The sequence below is a fragment of the Mangrovicoccus algicola genome, from assembly GCF_014903745.1.
GTDB lineage: Bacteria > Pseudomonadota > Alphaproteobacteria > Rhodobacterales > Rhodobacteraceae > Mangrovicoccus > Mangrovicoccus algicola.
In genome coordinates this window covers 18,057-43,959 of sequence record NZ_JACVXA010000043.1, presented here as the reverse complement: position 1 = coordinate 43,959, position 25,903 = coordinate 18,057, and the positions used below count along the sequence as shown (strand labels likewise).

General features: G+C 70.3%; 20 protein-coding genes. 5 read left to right on the top strand and 15 right to left on the bottom strand.

The features are described from left to right. Positions 1 to 934 (bottom strand): exodeoxyribonuclease VII large subunit (gene xseA / locus ICN82_RS13990; RefSeq protein WP_193183841.1); only part of this gene is annotated, 934 nt, incomplete at its 3' end. Positions 935 to 990: 56 nt separating this feature from the next. Then, a complete protein-coding gene (locus tag ICN82_RS13985) occupies positions 991 to 1,236 on the bottom strand; it encodes a hypothetical protein (protein WP_193183840.1) in 246 nt (81 codons plus the stop codon). Between the two features lie 171 nt (positions 1,237 to 1,407). Between ICN82_RS13985 and purD the strand changes: the two genes are divergently transcribed. The 3 genes from purD (at position 1,408) to ICN82_RS13970 (ending at position 6,589) form a co-directional block, all read left to right on the top strand. Beyond that, complete coding sequence (gene purD, locus ICN82_RS13980; RefSeq protein WP_193183839.1) at positions 1,408 to 2,670, top strand: phosphoribosylamine--glycine ligase; 1,263 nt, start codon at positions 1,408 to 1,410, stop codon at positions 2,668 to 2,670. A 101-nt stretch (positions 2,671 to 2,771) separates the two neighbouring features. Beyond that, the gene (gene ftsY / locus ICN82_RS13975; protein ID WP_193183838.1) at positions 2,772 to 3,896 is read left to right on the top strand and encodes a signal recognition particle-docking protein FtsY; all 1,125 of its coding nucleotides are present in this window, start codon (positions 2,772 to 2,774) and stop codon (positions 3,894 to 3,896) included. Between the two features lie 356 nt (positions 3,897 to 4,252). Next, positions 4,253 to 6,589, top strand: a complete 2,337-nt coding sequence (locus ICN82_RS13970) for a Tex family protein (RefSeq protein WP_193183837.1) — start codon at positions 4,253 to 4,255, stop codon at positions 6,587 to 6,589. Positions 6,590 to 6,703: 114 nt separating this feature from the next. Here the strand turns inward: ICN82_RS13970 and argE are convergent, their stop codons facing one another. From argE to ICN82_RS13905, 13 genes are all read right to left on the bottom strand, one after another. Then, complete coding sequence (argE, locus tag ICN82_RS13965) at positions 6,704 to 7,795, bottom strand: acetylornithine deacetylase (protein ID WP_193183836.1); 1,092 nt, start codon at positions 7,793 to 7,795, stop codon at positions 6,704 to 6,706. Then, the gene (locus ICN82_RS13960; RefSeq protein ID WP_193183835.1) at positions 7,792 to 9,405 is read right to left on the bottom strand and encodes an amidohydrolase; all 1,614 of its coding nucleotides are present in this window, start codon (positions 9,403 to 9,405) and stop codon (positions 7,792 to 7,794) included. Before ICN82_RS13960 ends, argE begins: the two co-directional genes overlap by 4 nt. Before the next feature lie 55 nt (positions 9,406 to 9,460). After that, entirely contained in the window at positions 9,461 to 10,474 is a 1,014-nt protein-coding gene (locus tag ICN82_RS13955; RefSeq protein ID WP_226898493.1) for an extracellular solute-binding protein, read from the bottom strand. A gap of 48 nt (positions 10,475 to 10,522) precedes the next feature. Further along, positions 10,523 to 11,329: an ABC transporter permease gene (locus tag ICN82_RS13950; RefSeq protein WP_193183833.1), complete on the bottom strand. Its 807-nt coding sequence runs from the start codon at positions 11,327 to 11,329 to the stop codon at positions 10,523 to 10,525. Beyond that, positions 11,326 to 12,207 (bottom strand): ABC transporter permease, encoded by an 882-nt coding sequence (locus tag ICN82_RS13945; protein WP_193183831.1) that lies wholly within the window; start codon positions 12,205 to 12,207, stop codon positions 11,326 to 11,328. The genes ICN82_RS13950 and ICN82_RS13945 overlap by 4 nt, the downstream gene beginning before the upstream one ends. Then, the gene (locus ICN82_RS13940; protein ID WP_193183829.1) at positions 12,204 to 13,277 is read right to left on the bottom strand and encodes an ABC transporter ATP-binding protein; all 1,074 of its coding nucleotides are present in this window, start codon (positions 13,275 to 13,277) and stop codon (positions 12,204 to 12,206) included. Before ICN82_RS13940 ends, ICN82_RS13945 begins: the two co-directional genes overlap by 4 nt. A gap of 42 nt (positions 13,278 to 13,319) precedes the next feature. Further along, positions 13,320 to 15,383 (bottom strand): oxidoreductase, encoded by a 2,064-nt coding sequence (locus ICN82_RS13935; RefSeq protein WP_330999008.1) that lies wholly within the window; start codon positions 15,381 to 15,383, stop codon positions 13,320 to 13,322. A gap of 182 nt (positions 15,384 to 15,565) precedes the next feature. Further along, the gene (locus tag ICN82_RS13930; RefSeq protein WP_193183825.1) at positions 15,566 to 16,501 is read right to left on the bottom strand and encodes a LysR family transcriptional regulator; all 936 of its coding nucleotides are present in this window, start codon (positions 16,499 to 16,501) and stop codon (positions 15,566 to 15,568) included. Between the two features lie 73 nt (positions 16,502 to 16,574). After that, positions 16,575 to 18,056 (bottom strand): aldehyde dehydrogenase, encoded by a 1,482-nt coding sequence (locus tag ICN82_RS13925; protein ID WP_193183823.1) that lies wholly within the window; start codon positions 18,054 to 18,056, stop codon positions 16,575 to 16,577. Then, positions 18,056 to 18,730: a DUF1028 domain-containing protein gene (locus tag ICN82_RS13920; protein ID WP_193183821.1), complete on the bottom strand. Its 675-nt coding sequence runs from the start codon at positions 18,728 to 18,730 to the stop codon at positions 18,056 to 18,058. Before ICN82_RS13920 ends, ICN82_RS13925 begins: the two co-directional genes overlap by 1 nt. A gap of 14 nt (positions 18,731 to 18,744) precedes the next feature. Continuing rightward, entirely contained in the window at positions 18,745 to 19,158 is a 414-nt protein-coding gene (locus tag ICN82_RS13915) for a RidA family protein (protein ID WP_193183819.1), read from the bottom strand. 21 nt (positions 19,159 to 19,179) lie between these two features. Beyond that, positions 19,180 to 20,454 carry a flavin-containing monooxygenase gene (locus ICN82_RS13910; protein WP_193183844.1) on the bottom strand — a complete coding sequence of 425 codons (1,275 nt, stop codon included), beginning with the start codon at positions 20,452 to 20,454 and terminating at the stop codon, positions 19,180 to 19,182. A gap of 98 nt (positions 20,455 to 20,552) precedes the next feature. Continuing rightward, positions 20,553 to 22,142, bottom strand: coding sequence for a GMC family oxidoreductase (locus ICN82_RS13905; RefSeq protein ID WP_193183817.1), 1,590 nt, complete (start codon positions 22,140 to 22,142; stop codon positions 20,553 to 20,555). A 279-nt stretch (positions 22,143 to 22,421) separates the two neighbouring features. Here ICN82_RS13905 and ICN82_RS13900 point away from each other — a divergent pair, with 279 nt between their 5' ends. Then, the gene (locus tag ICN82_RS13900; protein WP_193183815.1) at positions 22,422 to 23,270 is read left to right on the top strand and encodes a class I SAM-dependent methyltransferase; all 849 of its coding nucleotides are present in this window, start codon (positions 22,422 to 22,424) and stop codon (positions 23,268 to 23,270) included. Between the two features lie 69 nt (positions 23,271 to 23,339). Continuing rightward, positions 23,340 to 25,640 (top strand): ribonuclease R, encoded by a 2,301-nt coding sequence (gene rnr, locus ICN82_RS13895; protein ID WP_193183813.1) that lies wholly within the window; start codon positions 23,340 to 23,342, stop codon positions 25,638 to 25,640. Positions 25,641 to 25,903 lie beyond the last annotated feature (263 nt).

Sequence of the window (25,903 nt, the reverse complement as noted above, 5' to 3'; positions counted from 1 at the left end):
CGTGGTCGCGCAGCCGCTGGCGGCGCAGCACCACCCCCTGGCCCGCGGCCCGGCCCAGCCGCGCCCCCTGGCCGTCGAGCCAGGCCATCAGCTCCAGCCGCACCGGCACCGCCATCTCGGCCGCGGCGGTAGGCGTCGGCGCGCGCCGGTCGGCGGCGAAATCGATCAGGGTCGTGTCGGTTTCATGGCCCACCGCGGAGATCAGCGGGATCTCCGAGGCAGCAGCGGCGCGCACCACGATCTCCTCGTTGAAACCCCACAGATCCTCGACCGAGCCGCCGCCGCGCGCCACGATCAGCACGTCCGGCCGCGGCAGCGCGCCGCCCGGGGTCAGCCGGTTGAAGCCGCGGATCGCGTTTTCCACCTCGCGCGCGCAGCGCTCGCCCTGCACGGCGACCGGCCAGACCAGCACCTTGCGCGGGAAACGGTCGCGCAGCCGGTGCAGGATGTCGCGGATCACCGCGCCGGAGGGAGAGGTGACGACGCCGATGATCTCGGGCAGGTAGGGCAGCGGGCGCTTGCGCTCCGCGGCGAACAGCCCCTCGGCCTCCAGCTTGGCCTTGCGCTTCTCCAGCATCGCCATCAGCGCGCCGACGCCCGCGGGGGCCATGTCCTCGATCACCATCTGGTACTTGGACTGGCCGGGGAAGGTGGTCAGCCGCCCGGTGGCGATGACCTCCATGCCTTCCTCGGGCTGCATGGCCAGACGCGCCGCCTGGCCCTTCCAGATCACGCCCGACAGGACCGCGCGGTCGTCCTTGAGATCCAGATAGACATGGCCGGAGCGCGGCCGCGAGATGCGGCCCAGCTCGCCGCGCACGCGGACATGGGAGAACCCGCCCTCCACGGCGCGCTTCACCGCGCCCGAGATCTCGGACACGGTGAATTCCGGCGCATTGCCACCGCCTTGCGGCTCGTCTTCGAACAGGTCCATCTCTCGCCTCCGTCGCGGGAGGCCAGACTAGCGCCGGGGCGGGCGGAGGAAAAGGGTCAGGCGGTCGCCGCCTCGAATTCCGGCGAGCCGACATAGCACGCGGGACAGCACAGCGCGCAGGCATTGACGTCGCGATGGGCGGCGCGGGCCTGCTGGAGCGCCGGCGCACAGCTTTCGAACGCGCCCAGCGGCTCGGCTCCCTCGCGGGGCATCACCTGGCACTTGTCGCTGTGGACCACCCGGGCGGCGCCGGTTTCCGGTCCGGGGGCGAGATAATAGGCGGAGGTCAGGGGCAGGGGCATCGGGTCGTCTCCTTCGGGGTCAATGCAGGGCTCTGCCGGGGCAACGGCGCGCCCCGGACCGGGTTCCGCGCCGCGTCCGGGGCGGGGCGGCGCGCGGCGGAAACGCGCCTCCGCGCTTGCCTCGCGGCCCGCCCGGCCCTAGGAGGCGGGCAGACACGCGACGGAGGCGGCATGAACATTCTCATTCTCGGTGGCGGCGGGCGCGAGCATGCGCTGGCCTGGGCGGTGAAGCAGAACCCGAAATGCGACCGGCTGATCGTCGCGCCCGGCAATGCCGGGATCGCGCAGATCGCCGAATGCGCGGCGCTGGACATCAATGACGGCGGCGCGGTGGCCGAATTCGCGGGCGAGAATTCCATCGACCTGGTCATCATCGGCCCCGAGGCACCTCTGGTCGCGGGGGTCAGCGACCGCCTGCGCGAGGCGGGCATCCGCTGTTTCGGTCCGTCCAGGGCCGCGGCCGAGTTGGAAGCGTCGAAATCCTTCACCAAGGCGATCTGCGATGCCTGTGCCGCGCCCACGGCCGCCTATGCGCGGTTCGAGGCGGCAGGCCCGGCGCTGGATTACGTGCGCGCGCAGGGCGCGCCCATCGTCATCAAGGCCGACGGCCTGGCGGCGGGCAAGGGCGTGATCGTGGCGATGGAGCTGCAGGACGCGATCGACGCGGTCGAGGACATCTTCGGCGGGGCCTTCGGCGCGGCCGGTGCGGCGGTGGTGATCGAGGAGTTCATGACCGGCGAGGAGGCGTCCTTCTTCGTGCTCTGCGACGGCGAGACGGCGCTGCCCTTCGGCACGGCGCAGGACCACAAGCGCGTGGGCGAAGGCGATACCGGGCCCAATACGGGCGGCATGGGCGCCTATTCCCCCGCCCCGGTGCTGAGCGATGCGGTGATCGCGCAGACCATGGCCGAGATCATCCGCCCGACCCTGGCCGAGATGGCGCGCCGCGGCACGCCCTATATCGGCGTGCTCTATGCCGGGCTGATGATCGAGGACGGGCGCGCCCGTCTGGTCGAGTACAATGCCCGTTTCGGCGATCCCGAATGCCAGGCGCTGATGCTGCGGCTCGGCGGCCAGGTGCTGGACCTGATCGAGGCCTGTGTCGAGGGACGGCTGGATGCTATGCAGGTCAGCTGGGCGCAGGATCACACCATGACCGTGGTGATGGCGGCGGCGGGCTATCCCGGCAGCTATGCCAAGGGCACCGAGATCCGCGGCCTCGACGCGCTGGAGGAAGACGGCAACCGGGTGATGTTCCATGCCGGGACCACCGCGCAGGACGGCAAGGTGCTGGCCACCGGCGGGCGCGTGCTGAACGCCACCGCGCGCGGCGCGACGCTGGCGGAGGCGCGCGAGCGGGCCTATGCGCTGATCGACGCGCTCGACTGGCCCGAGGGCTTCTGCCGCCGCGATATCGGCCACCGCGCGCTCTGAACGGGACCACGCCCCCCGGGTTGCGGCATTCCCCGCCCCGGGGGCTTTTCTTGCCGGGCGAGGAAGGCTAGGCAGGCCCGAAGCCAGACGGAGCCCGCCCCATGTCGTTCTTCAAGAAAATGAAAGACCGGATGTTCAAGTCCTCCTCGAAGATCGAGGACGGGCTTGATGCCATCGTGGGCGAAGAGGCCAGCGTCGATGTGCCGGAGCCGCCTGCGGCCCCAGTGCCTGATGCGCCGCCCGCACCTGCCGCCGGGACCCCGCCCATGCCCGCGCCCGTGCCTGCCGCCCCTGTGCCGCCCGTGCCCGCGGCCATGCCCGCACCCGGGGCGGAGCAGCGGGGCGGCCTGCTGGCGCGGCTGACCGGGCGGGCCGACGGGGCGGGCGCGCTGCGCCGGGTCCTGGATGACGACATGCTGGAGCAGATCGAGGATCTGCTGATCACCGCCGATATGGGGGTGGAGACGGCCGCGCGCGTCACCTCGAACATGGCCGAGGGGCGGATGGGGCAGCGCCTGTCCACGGCCGAGCTGAAACGCCTCATGGCCGAGGAGATCGCGCGCATCATGGAGCCGGTGGCGCGGCCGCTGCCGCTTTACCCGAAGAAGCCGCAGGTGGTTCTGGTCGTCGGCGTCAACGGCTCGGGCAAGACCACCACGATCGGCAAGCTGGCCTCGCAGTTCCGCGCCGCCGGGAAATCGGTGGTGATCGCGGCCGGCGACACGTTCCGCGCCGCGGCGGTCGAACAGCTGCAGGTCTGGGGCACGCGCGCGGGCGTGCCGGTTCTGACCGCGCCTGCCGGGTCGGATCCCGCCAGCCTGGCCTGGGACGCGATGGAGCGCGCCGAGCGCGACGGTGCGGATCTGCTGATGATCGACACGGCCGGGCGGCTGCAGAACCGCGCCGACCTGATGGAGGAACTGGCCAAGATCGTCCGCGTGATCCGCAAGAAGGACCCCGAGGCGCCGCATAACACGCTCCTCGTGCTCGACGCGACGACCGGCCAGAATGCCGTGACCCAGGTGGAGGTGTTCCGGCGGCTGGCCGATGTCTCGGGTCTGGTGATGACCAAGCTGGACGGGACGGCCAAGGGCGGCGTGCTGGTGTCGCTGGCCGACCGGTTCGGGCTGCCGATCCATGCCGTGGGGCTGGGCGAGCAGATCGACGACCTGGCGCCCTTCGATCCCGAGGAATTCGCCGCCGCGCTGACCGGGCTCGACATCTGACTGCGCGCGCCGGGTCCCGGTGCGGCGGCGGCGCCACGCTCCGGGATCCGGTCCTGCCGCGGCCGCCCGCGCCATGCCCGCGCGGCCGGGGGGACGCGTGCCTCCCGGAAATGGTGCCGCGGCAGGCAGCCTCCGGCCGCGGCGCGGATGGTCGCCGCGGGCCCGATCCGGATGCCCTCGGGAAGGAAGGCGCGGGGGTGGCCGGGTCGGGCCTTGTCTTCCGCCCCGCCGCGGCGCCGGACCCGGCTGTGGCCGGGGGCCGGGAATGGGCCCATATCCGCGCGCGCCCGCCGCATCCCCTTGGCAGCGGCCGCGGCCGCGGCTAGGACTGGCCTCCCCGAACAGGAGGATCTCCCTTGGACCAGACCGCCGACCGCATCTCCCGCGCCATCGCCTCGGAAATCTCCGCCACGCCGAAGCAGGTCACGGCGGCGGTGGAGCTGCTGGATGGCGGCGCGACCGTGCCCTTCGTGGCGCGGTACCGCAAGGAAGTCACCGGCGGGCTGGACGACACCCAGCTGCGCACCCTGTCGGAACGGCTCGACTACCTGCGCGAGCTGGAGGCGCGGCGGGCCTCCATCCTGGCCTCCATCGAGGGGCAGGGCAAGCTGACCCCCGAGCTGGCCCGCGCCGTGGCAGGCGCCGGGACCAAGGCGGCGCTTGAGGATATCTACCTTCCCTACAAGCCCAAGCGCCGCACCAGGGCGATGATCGCGCGGGAAAACGGGCTGGAGCCGCTCCTGCGCGCCATTCAGGAGAGCCGCGGCGCCGATCCCGAGGCGCTGGCCGCCGCCTATGTCACCGAGGCCGTGCCGGGCACCAGGGAGGCGCTGAACGGGGCGCGCGACATCATCGTCGAGGAGCTTTCGGAAAACGCGGCCCTGCTGGGCCGCCTGCGCGATTTCATGCGCGCCGAGGCGGATATCTCGGCCGCCGTGCTGCCCGGCAAGGAGGCCGAGGGCGCCAAGTTCTCCGATTATTTCGACCATCGCGAGAAATGGAAGGACATCCCCTCGCACCGGGCGCTGGCGATCCTGCGCGCCGCCGCCGAGGAGGTGGTGACGCTCTCCATCGCCCCCGATCCGGAAACCGGCGCCGAGCGCGCGGCGGGCATGATCGCCGCCGAGATCGGCATCCGCGGCGACGCTCCCGGCGACAGGTGGCTGCGCAAGGCCGCGAGCTGGACCTGGAAGGTCAAGCTGGGCCTGTCGATGTACATGGACCTGCTCGGCGAGCTGCGCAGCCGCGCCCATGACGAGGCCATCCAGGTTTTCGCGCGCAACCTCAAGGATCTGCTGCTGGCGGCGCCTGCCGGGCCGAAGGCGGTCCTGGGGCTTGATCCGGGCATCCGCACCGGCGTCAAGGCCGCCGTCGTCGACGCGACCGGCAAGCTTCTGGATACCGCCACGATCTATCCGTTCCAGCCGAAGAACGACCTCCGCGGCGCCCAGACCGCGATCCTCGACCTCATCAGCCGCCACGGGGTGCAGCTGGTCGCCATCGGCAACGGCACGGCCAGCCGCGAGACCGAGCGCCTGGTGGCCGACACGCTGCGCATCCTGCCCGAGCGGCTGGCGAAGCCCGGCAAGGTCGTCGTCTCCGAGGCCGGGGCCTCGGTCTATTCGGCCTCGGAACTGGCGGCGAAGGAATTCCCGCAGCTCGATGTCAGCCTGCGCGGCGCCGTCTCCATCGCCCGGCGGCTGCAGGATCCGCTGGCGGAACTGGTGAAGATCGAGCCCAAGGCGATCGGCGTCGGCCAGTACCAGCATGATGTCGACCAGCGCAGGCTGGCCAAGACGCTGGAAGCGGTGGTGGAGGATGCGGTGAACGCGGTCGGGGTCGATCTGAACACCGCCTCCGCGCCGCTGCTGTCGCATGTCGCCGGGCTGAGTCCGCGCCTGGCCGAGGCGATCGTGGCGCATCGCGACCTCAATGGCGCGTTCCGCTCGCGCAGGGCGCTTCTGAAAGTGCCGGGGCTGGGCCCGAAGGCCTTCGAGCAATGTGCGGGCTTCCTGCGCATCCAGGACGGGACCGAACCGCTCGACGCGTCTTCCGTGCATCCCGAGGCCTATGGCGTGGCGCGGCGGATCGTGGCCGCCTGCGGCCGCGATCTGCGCGCGATCATGGGCGATCCCGCGGCGCTGAAGGGCCTGCGGGCGCAGGATTTCGTCGATGCGGATTTCGGCCTGCCCACCGTGCGCGACATCCTGGCGGAACTGGAAAAGCCCGGCCGCGACCCGCGCCCGTCCTTCAGGACCGCGACCTTCGCCGACGGGGTGGAGGAGATCAGGGATCTCAAGCCGGGGATGCGGCTGGAAGGCACGGTGACCAATGTCGCGGCCTTCGGCGCCTTCGTCGATATCGGCGTGCACCAGGACGGGCTGGTCCATGTCAGCCAGCTGGCCGACCGGTTCGTCAAGGATCCGCATGAGGTGGTGAAGGCCGGGCAGATCGTGCAGGTCACGGTGACCGAGGTCGACGTGGCCCGCAAGCGCATCGGCCTGTCGATGAAGAAGGATGGCGGCGCCTCGGCGAAGGAGGAGCGCAAGGCCCGCGGCCCGGGCGGGCCGCGCGGGGCGGGACCCAGGGGCGGCGGGCCGAAAGGCGGCAGCGCGGGACCGAAGGGCAAGCCGCAGGACGGCACGGGCGCCTTCGGCGCGGCGCTGCTGGATGCGATGAAGAGGAAACGCTGACCTCCGGCCGCGGCGCGGATGGTCGCCGCGGGCCCGACTCGGCCGCCCGTGGGCAGAAGGGCCGGAGGGCAGCCGGGTCGGGCCTTCCTGTCCGCCGGGCCGGGCGCCGCAATGTCAGGCGAGGCGGGCGAGCAGGCTGCGGCAGGCTTCCAGTTCGCAAAGGGCAATCGATTCGTCGGGCTGGTGGCCGTCCTTCATCGTCCCCGGCCCGCAGACCGCGGTCGGGATGCCGAGACCGGCAAAGAACCCGGCCTCCGTCCCGTAGGCGACCTTGACCGGCGCCGGATCGGGCAGAAGCCCTGCAAGCGCCGCGATCGCCGGATCGGCGGGATCCGCAGACAGCCCCGGATAGCTGCCGGTCCGGGCGATCTCGATCCCCCGGGGCAGCCCGGCTGCGATCCGCGCCAGGATGTCCTCCGCGGTTTCCTCCGCCAGATGCCGGATCTCGAACGCCACCTCGGCCAGTTCCGGCACCATGTTCAGCGCCACGCCGCCCGACATCTTGCCGGCATGGACGGTCGAGCAGGGCATGTCATGGGCCGCATCCTGCGCACCCTCGCGCAGCAGCCGCGCCTGTTCGGCCCGCAGCGCCCCGATCAGATCCGCCGCCAGGTGCAGCGCATTGACGAAGTTCGGCGCCATCGCCGAATGGCCCGGCTCGCCGCGGCAGGTGGCCAGATAGCTCGCCTTGCCCTTGTGGCCGGTGCAGAGCCGCATCGAGGTCGGCTCGCCGACGATGCACAGGTCGGGCCGCCCCAGCACCGGGATCACGCGGTCGATCATCCCGGGGATGCCCCTGCAGCCGATCTCCTCGTCCCAGCTGAGCGCGATCATCACCGGGCGCGCGGGGGGCGCCGCCTTCAGCCGCCCGGCCAGCGCCAGGGCGCAGGCGAGGAAGCCCTTCATGTCGGTCGCCCCGCGCCCGACCAGCCGGTCGCCGCGCCGGGTTAGGGTGAAGGGGTCGGTGCTCCAGGCCTGTCCGGCCACCGGCACGACATCGCTATGGGCCGACAGCAGCACGCCGCCGGGGCCCGCGCCGAACCGCGCCAGCAGCCCGGCCTTGGTGCCGCAGGCGGAGGGCACGCGGGTCACGGTGAAACCGCAGCCCTCCAGATGGTCCGAGACCCAGGAGATCATCTCCAGGTTGGGGCCGTCGGTGATCGTCGGGAAGGCGACGAGACGGGCGAGGATCTCGGCTTCGGTCATGGCAGGGCCTCGTGGGTGATCGCGCCGCCGCAGACGGTCAGCGCCGCGCGGCAGGCGCCGGGGCCTCGGGCCAGCCCGGCCGGGTCGCCTTCGAGCAGCACCAGGTCGGCTTCCATGCCGGGGGCGAGGCGGCGGCGCCGGTCCTCCATGTGCAGCGCATGGGCGCCGCCGGACGTGTAGGCGGCGAGCACGCCGGCCAGCGGCAGGCGCTGGTCGGGCCCGTCCGGCGCCCAGGGCTGGCGGGCCAGCGCGGCATGAATGGCGTTGAAGGGCGAGAGCGGCGCGGTCGGCCAGTCCGTGCCGAAGGCCAGCGGCACGCCCGCCCGCGCGATCGCCGCCCAGGGGAAGGTGTCGCCCCAGCGGGCGCGCCCCATGATCGAGACGGTCGGCTCCAGCGGCAGGCCGCTGGATCCCGGCGGATGCACGGGCTGCATCGAGGCGGTCGCGCCCAGGTCGCGCAGCCGCGGCAGGTCGTCGGGATGCAGCATGTCGATATGTTCCACCCGGTGGCGGGCATCGCGGCGGCCATTGGCGCGTTGCGCCGCCTCGTAGCCGTCGAGCACGGCCCGCACCGCGCCGTCGCCGACCGCATGGGTCTGGATCTGCAGGCCGCGCGCATCGGCGGCGATGCAGACCTCCGCGAAGCGGTCTGCCGGAAAGAGCGGTGCCGAGCGGAAACCGGGACGGCCGGGATAGTCATCGGTGCGCAGCGCGGTGAACGTGTCGAAGACCCCGTCCATGAACATCTTGACCCGGCCGAAGCTCAGCCTGCCCGCGGGCGGGCGGCAGGCCGCGTCCAGAAGCGCCGCGACGCGGGCATCGTCATGATCCGGCGCGACGGTCATGGGCAGCGAGACGCGGATCGGCAGCTCCCCGGCCGTCGCCATGTCGGTCAGCAGATCGGCGAGATAGAGGCTGCCATCCATGTTGGCGACCGCCGTGATCCCGAAACGCGCGCATTCCGCCATCGCCGCCGCCAGGGCGGCCCGGTCATGCGCGCGCGCGGCGGCATCCGGCGCCGCCGGTTCGCGCCCGGCCAGGGCCAGCCCCTCGCGCCCGCCGCTGGCGGCATGGCGCTGAACCAGCCCCATCGCCGCGAATTCCTGCAGCTCGCCATCGGGCAGCCCGTCCGGCCCGAGGATCACGCCGGGCATCTCGGGCACGGTCTCCATCAGCCCCGCGAGGCGCAGCGCCGCGGTATTGGCCCAGGCGCAGTGCCAGTCGACGGAGGTCATCAGCAGCGGCCGGTCCGGGCAGATCCGGTCCAGCAGGTGGCGGTCCGGACGGGTTCCGGGGCCGAAAATGTCGTAATTCGCCGACCAGCAGCACAGGACCGGATCGCGGTCGCGGCCCTCGGCATAGGCGGCGAGGGCGGCGCGGAAGGCGGCTTCGCCCTTCACCTCCAGCAGGTTCAGCTGCCCCAGCGCGACGCCGCCGGTCAGCAGGTGCAGGTGGCTGTCGATCAGCCCGGGCAGCAGGAACAGGCCGCGGCCGTCGATCTCGCGCGATCCGGGGGGCGGGGCCGGAACGATGATCCCGTCCGCCATCGCAACGGAGGTTTCGCGACCTGTCAGCGGGTCGGTGGCGCCGGTGATGTGGAGGGGGGGCATGGGATCTTCCGCCAGGTCGCGGCTCCGCCCCCGGGAAGGGGCGGAGCGGAGGGTCTTACTGCAGCAGGTCGGTCCAGACCTTGGTCACCAGGTCCTGCGCGGCGGGCGAACAGGCGCGGGAGAACTCGACCGGCACGTCCGGGAACAGCTCGGGCGCGTTCTCGGGCGTGTACTTGGCCGCGGCCTCGTCGATCTTCACCGGCGCGGAATGGGCGTAGTAATTGTACTGGATGGTGGCGTTTTCCTCGGTCGACATGAATTCGATGAACTGCTTGGCCAGGTCCACGTTCCCGGCGCCCTTGGGCACCACGAAGCTGTCGAGCCAGCCCACCAGGCCTTCCTTAGGCATCGCGTATTCGACATTGGCGCCGCCATTGCGGGTGCGCAGCGTGTTGCCGTCCCACCAGAAATGCGCCGCGACCTCGCCCGATCCCAGGCGGTTCTCGATATTGTCCGAGGAATAGGCGGCGACATAGGGTTTCTGCGCCATCAGCAGGTCATAGACCTTCTTCATCTCGGCCTTGTCCTCGGTGCAGAACTCGACGCCCAGGTAAAGCTGGGCCGCGCCCACGACCTCGTCGGGATAGGACAGGGACGCGATCTTGCCCTGCAGCGCCTCGGTCGGCTCGAAATAGGCGGCCCAGCTGTCCACGGGGCCGTCATAGAGGTCGCGGTTCACCGCGAAACCGGCCGTGCCATAGGCCATCGGTATGGAATAGGCGTTCTCGGGGTCCCACCACTGTCCCTTCCAGCGGTCATCGACCGCGGCATAGGCGTCGAGCTCTGCCGCCCCGATATCCTCAAGCAGCCCCTCGTCGATCATGATCTTCACGAAATGCTGGGAGGGCGTGACGATGTCATAGCCCGAGGCCCCGGCCTGCAGCTTGGTCAGCGCGTCCTCGTTGGAGTTGAACCCGTCGGTATTGACGGTCGCGCCGGTCTCGGCCTCGAATTTCTCGATCAGCTCGGGGGCGATGGAGTCGGACCAGGCATAGATGTTCAGCTCGTCGGCCATGGCAGGGGCGGCGAGGCAGAGCATCGCGGTGCCGGTCAGCAGCGTCTTCTTCATGGGAGGTCTCCTGTTGGGTCTGTTATCGTTTGCGGTCTTGCGGCGGCGTCAGGCCTCGCGCCGCATCGCCCGCGCCGCCAGCACGAGCGCGGCGGTGGCGATTACCAGCGAGGCCAGGATCATCAGGGTGGAGATCGCGTTCAGCTCGGGCGTGGTGCCGCGCTTGATCAGCGAGAAGATATAGACCGGCAGCGTGGTGGAGCCGCCGGAATTGAGCATGTTGGAGGTGATGAAATCGTCCATCGACATGACGAAGGCCAGCATCGCGCCGGCAAACACCCCCGGCGCGATCAAAGGCAGCGTCACCCGCCGGAACGCCGTCAGGGGCGGCGCATAGAGGTCCTGCGCGGCCTCCTCGAAATCGCGGCTCATCCCCTGAAGCCGGGCGCGGATCGGCAGGAAGGCGAAGGGCGTGCAGAAAGCGGTATGCGCCAGCGCCAGCTTGACCATCCCGTCGGCGATGCCGAGCTGCGAGAACAGGATCAGCACGGCGACCGCCACCACGATCTCGGGCAGCATCAGGGGCAGGTTCACCACCGCCTCGGACAGGCGGTAGATGCCCTTCGCGGGCGCGCGGCTGAGCACCATGGCCGCCATCAGCGCGATCGTCGTGGCGCCGATCGTGGCGATGACCGCGATGGTCAGCGACACTTCCAGCGCATCCATCAGCGCCTTGTTGGCCAGGGCGGCGGCGTACCATTCGGTGGAGAACCCGGTCCAGACCGAGACCAGCCGGTTCTGGTTGAAGGAGAAGCCGATCACCACGGCGATGGGCAGGTAGAGCCACAGGAAGAACACCGCCGTCAGCAGGCGGGCGCCGGGATAGCGGCGGATGTCGTGATCGCGGCGGCTCATGTGCGGGCCTCCGTGGCGGCCGCGGCGCGGCGGGCATTGAGCAGCAGCACCACGACCACCATGGCCATCAGCACCATGGCGATGGCGGCGCCGAAGGGCCAGTTGCGCCCGCCGCCGAACTGGGTCTGGATCAGCGTGCCCATCATCATCTGCCGCCCGCCGCCCAGCAGCATCGGTTCCAGCACCGTGCCGATGGCGGGAACGAAGACCAGGATCGCGCCCGCCGACAGCCCCGGCCAGGTCAGGGGCAGGATCACCCGGCGCAGCGTCACCCAGCGGTTGCCGTAAAGGTCGTGCGACGCCTCCAGAAGCGCGGGATCCAGCTTCTCGATGGCGGCGTATACGGGAAGCACCATCAGCGGGATATAGCTGTAGACCATGCCGGTCAGCATCGCGCCATTGGTGAACAGGAACGTGTCGACATCGCCGCCGCCGAGGAATTTCCAGGCTTTCTCGGCCAGGCCCTCATTGCCCAGGATGATCAGCCAGGCATAGACCCGCACGATCATCGACACCCAGAAGGGCAGGGTGACGAGATAGACGAGAAACGGTTTCCACCCCGCGCGGGCATTGGCGATCACATAGGCCACGGGCAGGGCCAGCGCCATGCAGATTGCCGTGGTGACGAGGCCATAGCCCAGCGTGCGGGCGATGATGACAAGGTATTTGGGGGCGAATTCCAGCTCGTCCGTCCAGCCCAGGGTGAACAGGATCTCGCGGTAGCTGCCGAAATTCAGCGCCCAGTCGAAGCCGCCATAGGGCCCGCGATCGGCCAGGCTGACCCCCGCGACGATGGCGACGGGGACGATCAGCGTCAGCCCCATCAGCACCCAGGCCGGGGCAAGCCCCCAGAGGCGGAAGCTTGTCAGCGCCCTCATTGCGCCAGCACCCGCACGCTGTCGGCGCGGAACCCCAGGGAGACGGGCTGGCCGGGCGCGTGGCCCTCGGCATGCGACAGCGCGTTGCGCCGCGACACGCGCAGGCTCTGGCCCGCGACATCGACCGTGTAATGGGTGAAACCGCCCATGTAGTTGCGCCCCGTCACCGTCCCTTGCAGCAGGTGGCCCTCGGCCTGGGACTCCATGCCGATCTTCTCGGGGCGCAGCGACAGGGTGGCGGGGCCGGGTCCGGCCAGACCCTTCTGCGGCGCGGTGATCTCCAGCCCGAAGGGCGTGCGGATCCGCGCCATGCCGCCCGCGAGTTCCAGAACCTCCGCCTCGAGGAAATTCGTCTCGCCGATGAAATCCGCGACGAAGCGGTTCTCGGGATCCTCGTAGATCTCCGAGGGCGTTCCGATCTGCTGGATCCGGCCCTGGCCCAGGACGCAGATGCGGTCGGACATGTCCAGCGCCTCCTCCTGGTCATGGGTGACGAAGATGAAGGTGATCCCGGTCTTCTTCTGCAGGCTCTTCAGCTCGTCGCGCATCGCCTGCCGCAGCTTGAGGTCCAGCGCGGAGAGCGGCTCGTCGAGCAAAAGCACCTGCGGCTCGGGCGCCAGCGCGCGGGCCAGCGCGATCCGCTGCCGCTGCCCGCCCGATAGCTGCGCGGGGCGGCGCCCGGCGAAGGGGGTCATGTGCACCAGCTCCAGCATCTCGGCCACGCGGTCCCGGCGGCGCCTGCGGTCCCAGCCCAGGTTCTCCAGGCCGAAGGCGATGTTCTGCGCCAGCGTCATGTGCGGGAACAGCGCGTAGGACTGGAACACGGTGTTCACCCGCCGCCGGTGCGGCGGCAGGGTCTCGATCTGCTGTCCGTCGAGGAGGATCGCCCCCTCGCTCGGGCTTTCGAACCCGGCGATCATCCGCAGGAGCGTGGTCTTGCCGCAGCCCGAAGGGCCCAGCAGCGTGAAGAACTCGTTCTCTTGGATGGTGAAGCTGACCTGGTCCAGCGCCTGATAGGTGCCGAAGCTCTTCGAGACGTTGTAGACCTCGACCGCCTTGCCGCGCGCCATATGTGTTTCCCCGTTGCTCTCCCGCCCCGCGGCGGGCACTCGTTACGCCAGTTCCGTGATCTCGCGGCGGAAGGGCAGGGCGTCGCCGATCGGCGCCATGTCCAGCTCGCGCGCATAGCGGTGCCCCGCATAGGTCGCCCAGGCGATCGGGCCCGGCGCCTCGGCATCGCCGATCAGCTTCACCGTCCGGATCCCGGCATCCGCCCAGTCGGCCTCGCGGGCCTTCAGCGCGCGGAACACCTCGTCGCGGCCGCTGCGCGAGGCGACTATCACCACGGCATCGCAGCCGAGATGTCCGCGCGCATCGGTATAGCTGCAGCAGGTCTCCGCCCCGTCCGCGCGGATCGAGGCGATGCCGGTATTCAGCACGATCTTCACCCCCGCCGCGACCAGCCGCCGGTGGATCTCGGCCTGTTCCAGCGTGTTCAGCGTCCAGTCCGAGACATAGGCCGAGGGTGTCACCAGCGTGACCTCGCAGCCCTTCTGTGCGCAAAGCTCGGCCAGCACGCCGCCCATGTAGTAATGGTCGTCATCGAAGACCACGACGCGCCCCGAGGGCAGGCGGCCCGCCATCAGGTCATCGGGGGTCAGCACGGTCATGGCCGCATCGATGGGCATGGGCACGACATGCTGGCGCGACACGCCATCGGCGCGCCAGGCGGCGCCGGTGGCCAGGCAGACATTCTCGAAGCCGAATTCCAGGATTTCCTCGGCGCTCAGCGGGCTGTCGAAATAGGTTTCCACATTCGGCCGCTGGCTGAGCTGGTAGGCGCGGTAATCGGCGACGCGCCCCCAGGCGGCAAGCCCAGGCAGCAGCCGTTCGCGCGCGACGCGGCCGCCCAGTTCCGTGCCCGCCTCGGCCAGCGCCACGTCATAGCCGCGCAGGGACAGCGCGCGGGCGGCTTCCAGCCCGGCGGGGCCGGAGCCCACGACTAGAACGTTGGAACTGCTGCCCTTGGCGTTCATCTTCTCGGGATGCCAGCCCTTGCGCCATTCCTCCATGAAGGTCGGGTTCTGGGTGCAGCGGCTGATCGACATGGTCATGTCGCCGGTGACGCAGATATTGCAGCCGATGCATTCGCGGATGTCCTCGATCCGGCCTTCCTCGATCTTCTTGGGCAGGAACGGGTCGGCGATGGAGGGGCGCGCGCAGCCGATGAAATCCAGCACGCCCTGCCGCACCAGCCGCGCCATCACGTCGGGCGAGGTGAAGCGGCCGACCCCGACCACCGGCTTCGAGGTCAGATCGCGGATGCCGCTCACCAGCACTTCCTGCGCCGCCTCTTCCTTGAAGCGCGAGGGCCCGGAACAGTCCTCCCAGGTGCCCTGCGCCAGGTCCCACAGGTCGGGCAGGTCGGCATTCATCTCGATGAAGTCGCGCAGTTCCGCGTTGGAAAAGCCCAGCTCGCCGATCGTCTCGTCGAGGCTGACCCGCAGCGTCAGCGCCATCGTGTCGCCCACCGCGTCGCGGATGTCGCCGATCACCTCGTTGACGAAGCGCGCGCGGTTCTCCAGCGACCCGCCATATTCGTCGCCGCGCTGGTTGGTGGCGCGGCTGAGGAAATGCTGGAAGATGCCGAAACCATGCGCACCGTAAAGGCAGATCAGGTCGAACCCCGCCAGTTTCGAGCGTTTCGCCGCATTCACGAACCAGCGGCGCAGGTCGCGGATGTCGGATTTGTCCAGGGCGCGCGCCTGCACCGGATCATTGGTGAAGGTGCGGATCGGCAGGGCGCTGGGCGCCAGAGGCACTTCCTTGGTATAAAGATTGGGTCCGTTGATCCCCGAATAGGCCAGCTGGATCCCCGCCAGCGCGCCATGGGTCTTCATCGCCTCGGACATGCGGTTCAGCGCCGGGATGTCGCGGTCGTCCCACAGGCGCAGCTCGATGAAGGGCGTGATCTCGGACGTGTGGTGCATCTCGGTCTGTTCGGTGAAGATCACCCCCCAGCCGCCCTCGGCCTTGATCCCGCGCATCGCCGCCGCGGCCGACGGGTCGCGATAGCCGCCGCCATTGCAATGCGGCACCTGGTAGAAGCGGTTCTTTGCCGTCAGCGGGCCGATGGCCGCGGGCTGGAACAGAATGTCGTAGGGGCTGGGGCTCACCTTGGCGTCCTCTCTGGGTCTCGCGGGCAAGGAAGCGCGAAACCGGGAGCAGGGTAAATTACGGCTTGCGGAAGCCCGTCTTAGGCAGGGCCTAATTGGCGCGGGTTTCATCGCGACTGCCCGGAAGAACGGCGGTTCGCGAAGATGAATGGTCTAGACAAAAGCTCGGCGGGGCCGCCGGGCTAGGTGCCCTGCAGGTGGATGCCGGGCGTGCGGGTCTCGGTGATCTCGGCCTGGCAATGGGCGACGAAGGCCGCGACGGTGCGCAGCGACCGCGCCCCCTCGGGCAGCAGAAGGCCCAGCGTCATCGGCCTGAGCGGGCCTTCCAGCGGAACGAAGCGCACCCGCCGCCCGTCCGGCGCCAGGTCGGTCACGGGACGGATATTGGCGATGGAATAGCCGAAGCCATTGGCCACCAGCGACCGCATCACCGCCATGTCGCGGGTGCGCTCGGCGATGGTCGGCACCACCCCCTGGTCGCGGAAGAAGGACAGGAAATATTCGCTGCTCATCGGCAGGTCCAGCAGGATCATGGGATACCCCGCCAGAAGCTCGGGCGAGATGCTGTCGAGATGCGCCAGGTCATGGGTTTCGGGCAGCAGCACATAGGGCGGCAGCGAGACCAGCGGGATGAAGTCCAGATCGCCGGGGATCGCCAGGTCATAGGTCAGCGCCAGGTCCAGCCGCGCGGCGCGCAGGTCGTCGAACAGCTCCTGCTGGTCGCGCTGGAACTGGCGGAACACCACATCGGGAAAGCGGTCGACGAAGCTGCGCCGCACCTGCGGCAGCACGATCTGCGCGAAGGTGACGAGGCAGCCGACATTCAGGGGACCGCGCACCTCGCCGGTGATCTCGTTGGACAGGTCACCCAGCCGCCGCGCCCGCTCCAGCACGTCGCGCGCATGCTCGAGGAACCGCTGGCCCCCCTGGGTCAGCGACAGGCCCTGGGCATGGCGGCGCACGAAGAGCTGAAGCCCGAATTCCGCCTCCAGCTGGGAGATGGCGGCGGAGATCGAGGGCGAGGAGACATTCACCTTCTCGGCGGCCAGCGCGATGGAACCGCATTCGCCCACGGCCACGAAATATTCCAGCTGTCTCAGGGTGAAGCGCAAAGCCATGCCGACCCCGTCCCACGGTTCAGAAGCGCTGACCAATTTCGTGGCGGGACGGGGCAAGGTCAATGGCCGGGGCTCAATACTTGATCCATACCGTCTTGAACGCGCTATATTTGTCGAAGGAATGGATCGACAGGTCGCGTCCGAAGCCCGACTGCTTCATGCCTCCGAAGGGCGTCATGGCCGAGAGCGCATCGACCGTGTTGACCGAGACCGTGCCGGCGCAGAGCCGGTCGGAGACCGACATCGCCCGGCTGAGATCGCGGGTCCAGACAGAGGCGGCAAGCCCGTAGACGGTGTCATTGGCCATCTCCACCGCCTCGTCATCGGTTGCGAAGCTCTGCACCGTCAGGACGGGGCCGAAGATCTCGTCGCGGGCGATCTCGGCGTCGCGCGGCACATCGGCGAAGATCGTCGGGCGGATGAAGGCGTCCGAGCCGCCGATGGTGACACGCGCGCCGCCGGTGACGAGCCGGGCGGAGGCGCGGCCCTTTTCGAGGAAGCCCGCCACGCGGGAGGCATGATGCGCATCGACCATGGCGCCCATCTGCGTTTCGGGGTCCAGCGGATCGCCCTGGCGGATCGCCTCGGCCTTCTCCTTCAGCCGCCGCGTCATCTCCCCGGCGATGCTTTCATGGACCAGCAGGCGGGAATTGGCGGAACAGACCTCGCCCTGGTTGAAGAAGATGCCGAAGGCGGCCATCTCGGCGGCCTTGTCCAGATCGGCATCGGCGAAGACGATGTTCGGGCTCTTGCCGCCGGTTTCCAGCCAGACCTGCTTCATGTTGCTTTCCCCGGCATAGCGCTGGAACAGCTTGCCCACTTCGGTGGAGCCGGTGAAGACGAGGCAGTCGACATCCATGTGGCGTCCCAGCGCCTGGCCGACATCCTCGCCGAAGCCCGGCACCACGTTCAGCACGCCATCGGGCAGGCCTGCCTCCTGCGCCAGTTCCGCGAGCCGCAGCGCCGACAGGGGCGACTGCTCGGCAGGCTTCAGCACGACGGAGTTGCCCGCCGCCAGCGCGGGCGCCAGTTTCCAGGTCGCCATGTCCAGCGGGAAGTTCCACGGCACCACGGCGCCGATGACGCCCAAGGGGACGCGCCGGATCAGGGCGATGTCGCGCCCGCCGGTGGGCGCCACCTCGTCATAGAGCTTGTCGATCGCTTCCGCGTGCCACTGGAAGAAATGGGCGGATCCGGGCACGTCGACATTCACCGTCTCGGAGACGGGTTTCCCCATGTCCAGCGTGTCGGTCAGCGCCAGCTCCTCGAGGTTCTCGCGGATGAGCGCGGCGAGCCTGAGGATCACCTCCTTGCGCTCGGAGGGCGTCTTTCCGGACCAGCGTCCGTCCTCGAAGGCGGCGCGGGCGGAGTTCACGGCAAGGTCGATATCCCCGGCACCGCCGCGGGCGACCTGGGCCAGCACCTTGCCGGTGGCGGGGTTCACCGTCGCGAAGGTTTCGCCGGAGGCGGCGGGGCGGAAGGCGCCGTCGATCCAGATGCCGGTGCGGAACTGCATGGCCGCGGCGGCGGCCTGGTAATGGGCGTGGCTTTGCATCATTCGTCTCCCGGCACGCCATAGGAGGGCGCGTCCGTCGGGTTGAGGGCGCGGGTCACATAGGCGTCGGCCTGCGGCTTGTAGACCGCCCAGGCGGCGGCGATTGCGGCGATCGGACAGTCTTCGGTCCAGTCGGCGCGCAGCTCGGCATAGGGCCAGGCCTGCCGGTCGACGACCAGCATCCCCGCCGAATGCACCGGCCCGGCCTCGCCGCCCGCCGCAAGCCCGGCCTGCATCGCCACGATCAGCCGGTCGCCGAGCGCGCCGGTGGCCGCCTCGAAGGCGGCGACCATGGCGGCCGGCACGCCGTCATTGGCCAGAAGGTTGCCGCCCGCGGCGCAATCCGTGCCCTCGGCCGCGGTCCATATGCCAAGCGCATTGCCGCCCGAATGGATATGCGTCCCGCCATTGGCGTCGACTGCCAGAAGCTGGCGGTAATCGGGGAAGGCATCGTGAGAAGCTGCCAGGGTGACGGCGGCCTCGGCCGTCATCCCCTCGGCCAGCCGCTCCAGCATGAAGGGCCCGAGCGCGGGGTTGGTCACGTTCTGCGAGGCGGCCGCGCCGGCACCCGCACGGGCGAAGGCGCAGCGCGCGGCGACGGCGGGGGAAGACGACGAGATCGCCACCCCGAACTGTCCGGTTCCGGCGCAGCGCGCCACGATGGAAAAGGTCATGCCCTGCCTTTCGTTCAGTCCGGGATCACGGCGGTGGCGTCGATCTCGACCAGCCATTCGGGCCGGGCAAGGGCGACGACGACCAGCCCGGTGCAGACCGGGTGCACGCCGCGGATATACTCGCCCATGGTGCGATAGACCGCCTCGCGGTGGCGCACGTCGGTGAGGTAGACGACCAGCTTGCAGACATGCTCCATCCTGCCGCCGGATTCCTCGACCAGCTGGCGGATGTTCTGCATCACCTTGTGGGTCTGCTCCACCGGGTCGTGGCTGTCGATGTTCTGCGCGGTGTCGAGGTCCTGCGGGCACTGGCCGCGCAGGAAGATCGTGGTGCCGCGGGCGACGACGCCCTGGGCGAGGTCGTTGTCGAGCTTCTGCTCGGGATAGGTGTCGCGGGTGTTGAACGGACGGATGCGGGTATGGGCCACTTGGGGTCTCCGGGTCGGGGCTCAGGCGGTTTCGGTTTGCGGCGCATGGGCCGGCTGATGGGCGAGATAGGCGCGCTGCATGGCGATATGTCCGGCGATGGCGGCCGCATCGTGCCACACCCCCCATATGAAGGAGGAGCCGCGCCGGGTCTGCCAGGGCAGGCCGAGATAATAGATCCCCGGCTCGGCGGTGCAGACCCCGCGCGCATGCCGGGGCCGCCCGGCCTCGTCGCGCGCGCCTTCGGGCAGCCAGGAATAGTCCTGGGTGAAGCCGGTCGCCCAGATGATCGCGCCGACGGATTCGGCGGCCAGGTCCAGCGACAGGATCGGGTCGGTGACGCAGGCGGGATCCGCGGGGATTTCGTGCGCCTCCGGCTCTTCGGGCAGGTCGAGCCCGTTGCGGGCGACGAAGGCGTCCGCCTCGCGCAGCACCGCCAGGTAATTGCGGTCGCCATGGGCGAGGCTTTCGGCCAGGTCCGGGGTGAAGGACAGCGTGCCCTGCGCGTAGCGCTCGGCCCGGCCCAGCAGCGTGACGCCCTGCGCGGCCATGCGGCGGAAATCGACGGTCTGCCCGCCATGAGCCCCCGAGACGGCGAAGGTGACATGCCGCGCCCCGGGGCGGGTTTCCATGTCCCACTTGTTCAGCACGCCCAGCCACCAGACGAAATCGCGGTCGCGATAGCGGCGCGGCGGGCGGTCATGCGGCCCGACGGCCAGGAAGACCCTGCGCCCGGCCTCGTTCAGTTCCTGCGCGATCTGCGCGCCCGACGCGCCGGCGCCCACGACCAGCACCGCGCCGTCGGGCAGCTGGCCGGGATTGCGGTAGGCGGAGGAATGCAGCTGCGCGATCCCGGCCTCCCGCGGCACGATGGCGGGGATCACCGGTTTCTGGAACGGGCCGGTGGCGGCGATGACGGTCCGGGCCTCGATCACGCCCTCGGCGGTCTCCACGCGGAAGCCCGGCCGCCCGTCCAGCCGCGCGACGCGCGTCACCTCGACGCCGCAGCGCACGGGGGCGGCGATCTTCCCGGCATAGCGCACGAAGTAGTCGGCCACCGCCTCCTTCCCGACGAAGGCGCCGGGGTCGTGGCCCTCGAAATCCAGCCCCGGAAAGCGGTCATGCCAGGCCGGACCGTTGGCCACCAGCGAATCCCAGCGTTCCGAGCGCCAGCGCTCGGCGATGCGGGCGCGTTCCAGCACCAGATGGTCGATCCCCTCCCGGGACAGGTGCTCGCTCATCGCGATGCCCGCCTGTCCGGCGCCGACCACCAGCGCCTGTGTCGTCTCGATGGCCATGGTCGCGTTCCTTTCCGGCATGTCCCTGTCCCCTCCGTGCTGCCGCATGCGGGGGCGGGGCAAAAGCATTACCTCCGTCACCGCTGCTTAGCCCCTGCCTAAGCGGCAAGGACCGCGCGGGCGCAGCGTTCCCCGATCATCATGCTGGGCACGTTGGTATTGCCGCCGATCAGGGTCGGCATGACCGAGGCATCCGCCACGCGCAGCCCCTCGATGCCGCGCACCTTCATCTGCGCGGGGTCGATCACCGCCATCGGGTCGGTGCCCATCCTGCAGGTGCCGACCGGGTGGTAGACGGTCAGCGCCTCGGCACGCAGATAGGCGAGGATCTCGTCATCGCTCTGCACGCCGGGACCGGGCAGGATCTCGGGGCCGCGGATCGCCTCGAAGACCGGGTCGGCCAGGATCCGGCGCGCCAGCTTGATGCCCTCCACCAGGGTCGCGGCATCCTCGGGCGCGGTGAAGAACCGGTGGTCGATCTCCATGGTGCCATCGGCGGCCAGCCGGATCTCGCCCACGGATTTCGGGCGCAGCACGCAGGTATGGACGGCATAGCCATGGCCGTATTCGACCAGCTTGCCGCGGTGGCTGCGATAGCCGGGGACGAAATGGAACTGGATGTCGGGCTCCGTCCCAGCATGCCGCGTGCGCGCGAAGCCCCCGGCCTCGACATAGTTCGTGCTCAGCATGCCCTTGCGGGCGGCAAGCCACTGGAGCGGAGCCGCGATCATCGAGGGCAGGTTGCCGACCGACAGCCCCAGGGTCATGATCGAGTCCGAGCGCACGGTGATCATGCCGTCGACATGGTCGCGCAGGTTCTGTCCCACGCCGGGCAGGTCATGGACGACCCCGACGCCCGCCGCCTTCAGCATTTCGCCCGGCCCGATGCCCGAGCGCATCAGCAGCGCGGGCGACCCGATCGCCCCGCCCGACAGGATCACCTCCCGGCCTGCGCGGATTTCCCGTTCGCCCTCGGGGCCCGCCACCACGACGCCGGTGACGCGCCTGCCTTCGAGCACCAGCCGCCGCGTCTCGGTGCCGGAGAGGACCGTCAGGTTCGGGCGGTCCTCCACCGGCTTCAGGAAGGCGCGGTAGGAGGACCAGCGCCTGCCGTCCTTCTGGGTCACGTCGTAGATGCCCAGGCCTTCCTGGGTGCCGTCGTTGAAATCCGTGTTCTCCTGCAGCCCGGCGGCGCGGCCCGCCCTGACCCACATGGCAGAGACGGGGTTGGGGTCCCTGGGGCGGTCGACGAAGACCTCGCCATCCTGCCCGTGCCAGTCGGGCGACTGGCCGATCACGTTGCGTTCCAGCGCCTTGAAGACCGGCAGCACATCGTCCCAGGCCCAGCCCTCGCAGCCCAGCTCGGCCCATTCGTCATAGTCGGAGCAGGCCCCGCGGATGAACAGCATGGAGTTGATCGTCGAGGATCCCCCCAGCGCCTTGCCGCGATTGACCGGGATGCGGCGGTTGTTCAGTTCGGGCTGCGGCGTGCCGGTATAGGCATAGTCGTATTTCGGGTTGCCGTAGAGCGACAGGATGCCGGCGGGGACCTGCACGTTGGGCGCGCCTTCGCGGCCGCCGCCCTCGATCACGCAGACCGTGGCCGATCCGGCCGACAGGCGGTTGGCGATCACGCAGCCCGCCGAACCCGCGCCGATGATGATGTAGTCATAGGTCTCTGCCGTCATGCCCGTCTCCGCTTGCCATGCGGGCATAGCGGGCCCGTCCCGCGCGGCGCGGGCCAGAAGCTTTTCGCTTGGCAGGGGATCGGAAATTCCGAACCCTGCCGCGGCGCCCGGTATTGCAGGCCGCGGGCGGGGCGGCTGCCGGGGCGATGGCGCGGCGATTTCGCGGATGCGCAAAAAAGGGGCGGTTCTGCCCTCGCTGCAGGCAGGGGAAATATCCCGCCCCGGGCCTCGACCCGGGGCCTGCCCGGGGTTAGCGTCGCGGCGAAGGAGTCTCCGCTCATGAGTGATACCGACGACGCGCAGCACGATTTCTGGAACAAGGGGCCCGGAGAACGTTGGGCGGAGTTCCAGCCCGACCTGGACCTGATGCAGCAGGGGGTGGCCGACCGGCTGATGGCGCTGGCCGCGCCGCGGCCCGGGATGCGGGTGCTCGATATCGGCTGCGGCGCCGGGGCCACGACGCTGGCGGCGGCGCGGGCGGTCGCGCCGCAGGGGCAGGTGACGGGGGCCGACATCTCGGAGGTGCTGCTGGCGCGGGCCCGGGACCGGGCCGCGGCGGAGGGCGTCGCCGATGCCGCCTTCCTGCGGGCGGATGCGCAGACCGCGCAGATGGGCGGGCCCTTCGACCTGGCGCTGTCGCGCTTCGGGGTGATGTTCTTCGCCGATCCGCAGGCCGCCTTCGCCAATATCCGCCGCCAGCTTGCCCGGGCCGGGCGCCTGGTCTTCGCCGCCTGGAGCGGATCCGCCCGCAATCCCTGGTTCCACGTGCCCCGTGCCGCCGCCGAGGCGCGGCTGGGCCGGGGGGCGCCCGGCGATCCCGAGGCGCCGGGGCCGATGGCGCTGCAGGATCCGGCGCGGATCGCCGCGCTGCTGAGCGCGGCGGGATATGCCCGGCCGCAGATCCGCACCGAAGAGGTCGTGCTGCATCATCCCGGCGGGCTTGACGCGGTGATGCGGACGATCCCTTTCATCGGCCCGGTCGGCGGCCTGATGCGCGAGAAGGCGGGCGACGCGGCCGATCTGGAGGCGATCCTGGACAGCGTGGCGATCACCTTCTCGCAATGGGACCGCCCCGACGGCCTTCACCTCCCGGCCGAGATCAACCTGGTCACCGCCGCCGGGGCGTGATCCGGCGCGGCGCGCGCGGGCCCTGCGCTTCCCCGTGACGCCGCCCCGGGCGCGTGCTATGCGCGATTCATGAACCGTATTCCGACCAAGGAGGAGATCCTCGCCTGGATCTCCGACAATCCCGCGCTCAGTTCGAAACGTGACATCGCCAAGGCCTTCGGGCTGAAGGGCGCGGACCGGATCGGGCTCAAGGCAGTGCTGAAGGACCTGGAGGCCGAGGGCCACCTGGAGAAGCGCCGAAAGAGCTATCGCGACCCCGAACGGCTGCCGCCGGTCTCCATCCTGATGGTGGAGGCGCCGGATGCCGATGGCGACCTGTTCGGCCGTCCGCTGGAATGGCAGGGCGAGGGCCCCGAGCCGCGCGTGCTGATCCGGCCGCGGCTGAACGACCCGGCGCTGGCGCCGGGCGAGCGGATCCTGGCGCGCGTGCAGAAGGTCGAGGGCGAGGCGGATCATGCCTATACCGCACGGCTGGTGCGCCGGATCGGGCATAATCCGCAGCGGATCCTGGGGCTGTATCGCAAATCCGCCGAGGGCGGGCGGATCGTGCCGGTCGACAAGAAATCCGACCGCGAATGGCGCGTGCCGCCCGGTGCCAGCCATGGCGCGAAGGATGGCGAGCTGGTCGAGGCCGAACAGTCCGGGCCGCGGGTGCGCATGGGCCTGCCGCAGGCGCGGGTCATCACCCGGCTGGGCGATCCGTCCCAGCCCAAGGCCGTGTCGCTGATCGCCATCCACCAGCACGGCATCCCCGACGATTTCCCCGATGCGGTGGTGGCGGAGGCCGACCGGGCGAAGCCCGCGGGGCTGGCGGGGCGCGAGGATCTGCGCGACCTGCCGCTGGTGACGATCGACCCCGCCGATGCGCGCGACCATGACGATGCCGTCCATGCCGCGCCGGACGAGGATCCGGGCAATCCCGGCGGCCATGTCGTCTGGGTCGCCATCGCCGATGTCGCCGCCTATGTGACCCCGGGATCCGAGCTGGACCGCGAGGCGCGCAAGCGCGGCAACTCCACCTATTTCCCCGACCGCGTGGTGCCGATGCTGCCCGACCGGCTGTCGGGCGATCTGTGTTCGCTGCACGAGGGCGTGGCGCGGCCGGTGATCGCGCTGCGGATGGTCTTCGATGCCGAGGGCGCCAAGCGCGGCCATTCCTTCCACCGCGCGCTGATGCGCTCGGCCGCCTCGCTGACCTATGAGGAGGCGCAGGCCGTCATGGATGGCCGCCCGTCCTCCGAGCGCGCCGAGATGCTGGCCGATACGGTGATCCGGCCGCTTTTCGCCGCCTATGCCGCCTGTGCCAAGGCGCGCGAGCGGCGCCAGCCTCTGGAACTGGACCTGCCCGAGCGGCGCATCCAGCTCAGCGAGGACGGGCGGGTGACCTCGGTCGCCTTCCGCGACCGGCTGGAGGCGCATCGCCTGATCGAGGAATTCATGGTCATGGCCAATGTCTGCGCCGCCGAGACCCTGATCGCCAAGCGCCAGCCGCTGCTGTTCCGCATCCACGAGGAGCCCGATCCCGACAAGCTGGAGGCGCTGCGCGAGACCGCGACCGCCTCGGGGCTGGTGCTGGCCAAGGGGCAGGTGCTGAAGACCGCGCATCTCAACCGCCTGCTGCAGCAGGCGGCGGGGACGGACCAGGCCGAGCTGATCAACCTGACCACGCTGCGCTCGATGACCCAGGCCTATTACACGCCGACCAACCTGGGCCATTTCGGCCTGGCGCTGAAGGCCTATGCGCATTTCACCTCGCCGATCCGGCGCTATGCCGACCTCGTGGTGCACCGCGCGCTGATCGCGTCGCATGGCTGGGGGCCGGACGGGATCACCCCCGCGGAGGAGGAGGGCCTGGAGAAGACCGCGCAGCATATCTCGGATACCGAGCGGCGGTCGATGGCGGCGGAACGCGACACGACCGACCGCTATCTGGCCGCCTTCCTGGCCGAGAGGGTCGGGGCCGAGATGACCGGGCGGATCGCGGGCGTGGCGAAATTCGGGCTGTTCGTGAAGCTCGACGAGACCGGCGCCGACGGGCTGGTGCCGGTGCGCACGCTGGGACATGAATTCTTCCACCACGATCCGGCGACGCAGTCGCTGATGGGCTCGGAATCGGGGCGGGTCTTCACCACCGGCCAGCGCGCGCTGGTGAAGCTGCAGGAGACCGAGCCGGTCACCGGCGGCGTCCTGCTGGAGCTGCTGGAGGTGGAGGGCGAGGAAGTGACCCGCACCGGCGCCCGCCGCGCGCCGCCATTCGGGCGCAAGGCGCCCAAGCGGAAGGGGCCGGGAAAGGGCCCCGGCCGACGCTTCGGTCCGTCCGCCGGAGCAGGGGGTGGCGGGCGCAAGGTGACGCGCAGCCGCCGCAAGTAAGCCTGCCGGACCGGGTCGGCTGGCCCGGTGGCGGCGCGGCGCAGGTCCGGCAGGTGTGCCGAGCGCGCGTGTGAAGGGGGGCGCTTCCCCGGCGCGCTGCGCTGCCGGGCAGGAGCGATGCCCCGCCGCGAAGACGGGGTCGGAAGGATGCAGGAGCGCCGCGGCCTGGCCGCGACGGATCCGGCATCCCTCCGCCGCCTTTAATGCCCCCGATCCGCGCCTTCCCCGGCAGGAAGAAACCTGACACACCGCCAAGCCGCCTC